The 3,899-nt window shown below is 67.5% G+C and carries 2 protein-coding genes and 2 pseudogenes; 1 reads left to right on the plus strand and 3 read right to left on the minus strand.

Features of this window, described 5'->3' with window-relative positions; genetic code table 11:
* Nucleotides 1-135 (minus strand): annotated as a pseudogene (locus AB0M26_RS31450) (transposase); the annotation flags it as partial.
* Between the two features lie 18 nt (nt 136-153).
* Here AB0M26_RS31450 and AB0M26_RS31455 point away from each other — a divergent pair.
* Nucleotides 154-1,450 (plus strand): annotated as a pseudogene (locus AB0M26_RS31455) (IS1380 family transposase).
* A gap of 172 nt (nt 1,451-1,622) precedes the next feature.
* On the opposite strand, the gene AB0M26_RS31460 reads toward AB0M26_RS31455, so the two are convergent.
* Both AB0M26_RS31460 and AB0M26_RS31465 read right to left on the minus strand, forming a co-directional pair.
* Nucleotides 1,623-2,627, minus strand: coding sequence for a hypothetical protein (locus tag AB0M26_RS31460; RefSeq protein WP_365266359.1), 1,005 nt, complete (start codon nt 2,625-2,627; stop codon nt 1,623-1,625).
* 247 nt (nt 2,628-2,874) lie between these two features.
* A complete protein-coding gene (locus AB0M26_RS31465) occupies nt 2,875-3,333 on the minus strand; it encodes a DUF4184 family protein (RefSeq protein WP_365266362.1) in 459 nt (152 codons plus the stop codon).
* Between the last annotated feature and the right edge of the window lie 566 nt (nt 3,334-3,899).

Here is a 3,899-nt window from a genome sequence, read left to right on the forward strand (position 1 = left end):
GTTCGAGACGTTCCTTGTTTTGTGAACCCAACACCTCTGGTGCCTGGCCTGCGGAAACACCTCCGCCAGCGCCCTCCACAGGCCCATCGCGCCGTCACCGACCACGAGCATCGGCTCGCGCATTCCGCGCCGCCGACGTCGCGCAGCAGGTCGTTGCTGGTGGAGACGGTCCGTAAGAGCGGCGTGGATGCAGCGGTGTCGGCGGCGCTCGCGCCGTGGTGCAAGCCGCGGGCAGTGCACGATCCGGGCAAGATCCTGCTGGACCTCGCGCTCGCGACCGCCGTGGGCGGGGACTGCCTGGCCGATGTCGCGATGCTGAGGGCCGAACCGGCCGTCTTCGGTCCCGTGGCCTCCGACCCGACCGTCTCCCGCCTGGTCGACACGGTCGCCGCGGCGGGCTCTCGGGCACTGACTGCGATCCGTGCCGCGCGGGCCGAAGTCCGCGACCGCATATGGCAGTTGGCCGGGTCCCACCCTCCGCACGCCGACGGGCAGGTGATCGTGGACATCGACGGCGTGCTGGTGCTGGCCCACTCCGACAAGGAGGACGCCACTCGGACCTGGAGGAAGACCTACGGGCATCATCCGCTCATGGCCTTCGTCGACCACGGACGCGCCGGCACCGGAGAGCCGGTCGCGGGGCTGCTGCGGCCGGGCAGGGCGGGCAGCAACACCGCCGCCGACCATTTCGAGACCACCCGCCTGGCACTGGCCCAACTGCCGAGGAAGTTCCGGCGCGGCCGGCGCACTCTGATCCGCACCGACTCCGCCGGCGGTACCCACAAGTTCCTCGACTGGCTCACCGCGCGCGGGCGGTGGCTGTCGTACTCGGTCGGCATGACCATCACCGAGCAGACCACCAGGCGGTGTTGAAGGTTCCCGCCTCGGAGTGGACGCCGGCCGTCGAACCCGGCGGCCAGATCCGTGACGGTGCCTGGGTCGCCGAACTCGCCGGAGACGTCCTGGACGGCTGGCCCAAGGGCATGCGGCTGATCATCCGCAAAGGAACGCCCGCATCCCGACGCCCAGTTGCGTTTCACCGATGCCGACGGCATGCGCCTTACGGGCGTTCGCCACCAACACCCCCGGCACCGCGATCGCCGCGCTGGAGCTGCGGCACCGCCAACGGGCCCGCGCGGAGGACCGTATCCGGGCCGCGCGGGCCACCGGACTGCGCAACCTACCCCTCCACAACGCCGCACAGAACCAGGTCTGGCTGGAGATCGTCCAGATCGCCCTGGACCTGCTGGCCTGGATGCCGATGCTCGCCCTGACCGGCCAAGCCCGGCTGTGGGAACCCAAGCGCCTGCGGCTGCGGCTGTTCTCTGCCGCCGCCCAGCTGGTCACCACCGGACGGCGCCGCATCCTCCGCCTGGCCCGGCACTGGCCCTGGGCTGACGTGATCACAGGTGCCCTCGACCGGCTCCACGCGCTGCCGAACCCCGGCTGACCAGCAGCTTCCCGCCCCTGCGAGCAGTGCCACCCGACCGGAGCCGTGGAACCCGGCGCCCACCCGACGCGACAGCCGGGCCCCTGCCCTGCCCGGACACCGAAAACACCCGCACAACAGAACCGAAGAGGGGCCGTCAGCAAGCTGACGGCCCCCTCACGAAAGATCAAGGCTAACGTCCGGTGTTCAGGCGGATGATCCGGCTGATCAGCTCCCCGCCGGGGAAGTCCATCTCGATGACGTTGATCTGACGGGTGGCGTTCGAGGGAAGATCCTCCAGCAGGCGCTTGTTCATCCCTTTCTTTCCCCCCTTGCCGTTGGCCACGTCGACGTAGGTATCGGTGATAAAGCAGCTGGCGGACAGCCCGGTGGTTTGGACCGTGTTGCGCTCGTCGAACCGCAGCTGGTCCAGGCGGGTCTTGATGAGGTTCCAGCGCTGGTCGAGGTCGCAGAGGTTCCAGGGGATGTCGCCGGTGTTGAAACCGGTCAGGCCGTATCCCTCATGGTCCCTGAACTCAGTCAGGACGATCTTGCCGCGCACGTCGCCCAGGGTGGGTGTCGATGCTGTCCCGGTCCCGGCCACAGAAGGCCCCCAGAACAGGCCGGGGTAGTCGGCGATGTACTTCTGGAAGATCGCGGCGGTCTCGTAGGCGGTGGTGGTTTTAGGGTAGTCGTTGCAGTTGCCGGGTCCCGCGAGTTTGGTGTTGTCGCATTCCGCCTTCAGCTTCATCAGGACTGTCTCGCCGGGATGGTTCTCCAGGAACCCCTTGGCCTTGTCGAGGGCTTCGCTGAAGTGCGCCTGGAAGGCGTCGCTGTGGTGGATGTCGAAGTAGGTGGCGGGACCGCTGAAGCCGCTGCGCATTGCCCGGACGCGGATGTCGATGGCCCGGATGCCTGCGTCCAGCTGGGCGGTGAGGGTCGCGCCCCCGAACCCGTGTTCCTCCTGGGTCCTGTACCACTCTTGGGGGTCGCCCTGGATGGCCAGGGTGTCGTGGGTACCGGGGATGGACATACGTCCCAGCCCTGTGTCGTCGGGCAGGCTGCTCATCCAGTCGGGGTTGGCCACGCTGGTGAGGCTGTTGAAGTAGCCCGAGGACGTGGAGGGGTGGGGGTAGGCAGCGGCCGCCGTCGGCGCGGAAAGGGCGCTGATGATGCCGACAGCGCAGAGTATGGCCAACGCTCTGGCCGCTCGCCGGAATGGACCGGCTGCGCTACGGCTCCGTATGGCATTGGGAAACACGATGGATCCTTTCTGAGAACGAGGCGGGAGGACATCCCGGCACGCAATGGCACAGGGCAAGTGCATGGCCAGGAATAGGGTGTTGCGTGGCATCGCTGTGGCCGCATAGGCGTTCGCCAGCAACGACGGGCGTAAAGTCATGGTTCCTCGCCGCCTTGTCGTGCTTCTCTTCGCCGGCCTGGAGTCAGCACCGGCAGCCGGGGAGGCGTTGCGGGAGATGCTTGAGCTTCCGGTGTTGCCTCGGATTGAGGTGCGCGCGTCGGCTGTGCTCGGTGCGCGGCCGGTCGAGGTGGCGCCACAGAAAGCGGCCGACCATTGCCATGCTGACGGCGGTGCTCACGTACTCAAGGAGCCGGGCGACTGTCAGACCGCCCAGGGGCGGGTTGTGCAGCAGTGTCAGGTGGTCGGCCGGACAGCCGTCGTGGGTGAAGGCGTCCCACGCCAGGTGGGAGTCGATTCCGATCAGGGCGGATAGCAGCAGCCAGCGGGCGTTCCTGCCGTGCTCGCGCAGGCCTTGTGCCTGCCAGGGCGGTTCTTCCTGCCGGCCCCAGCCAGCGAGGAGCAGTGCCGTCACCGGTGTGCGAAGCAGCCGGTCCACAGCGAGCTGAGCGAGGGTGAAGAGCAGGCCGACGGTGAAAGGCACCGGTGGGCGCGTGCGACGCAGTGGCGTTCAGGAACGGTGTGCCACGTACGGGAAGTCGCGGACAGGCCGAGAGCACCCAGGAACTAGAGGTTGTCGGGAGCCATGGCGCCCGCAAGGGCGGCAGGAACGAACGGGCGGCGAAGCAGCGGCAGGACCACGGCGGGTGGGCGAGAGCGAACGGCACCGGCATCCCACTTCTGTCGGGGGCGGCACCGGCCTCACCCAGAGCACCCACGTCGGTCGAACGGTCAGGAGCGTACTCGCTTTGACAGTTGTCGCAAAATATCGGACAGAACTTGTGTCCAGGCCGCAGAGCGTCCGCACAGGCGCTGACTTCAGCTCATCTTGGTGATCCTTCGCGAAGTCCCTGATGGGTCTGGAGTGTTGCCTGTATCCCGTGGTGAACCGCCCCGGGTTTGATGGAGACATCGAAGACCCGGAAGGATGCCGATCATGGCTGCTCCGTAAGTTGTTAGCCTCGCCGTTTCATTTGCGTACGGCTGGCTGGGTCGGAAAACGCGAAAGTGCCTTCCTGACCTGGAACGATGAACCTTGCTGAGGGGTTC

This window comes from Streptomyces sp. NPDC051776, assembly GCF_040681345.1.
Classification (GTDB): domain Bacteria; phylum Actinomycetota; class Actinomycetes; order Streptomycetales; family Streptomycetaceae; genus Streptomyces.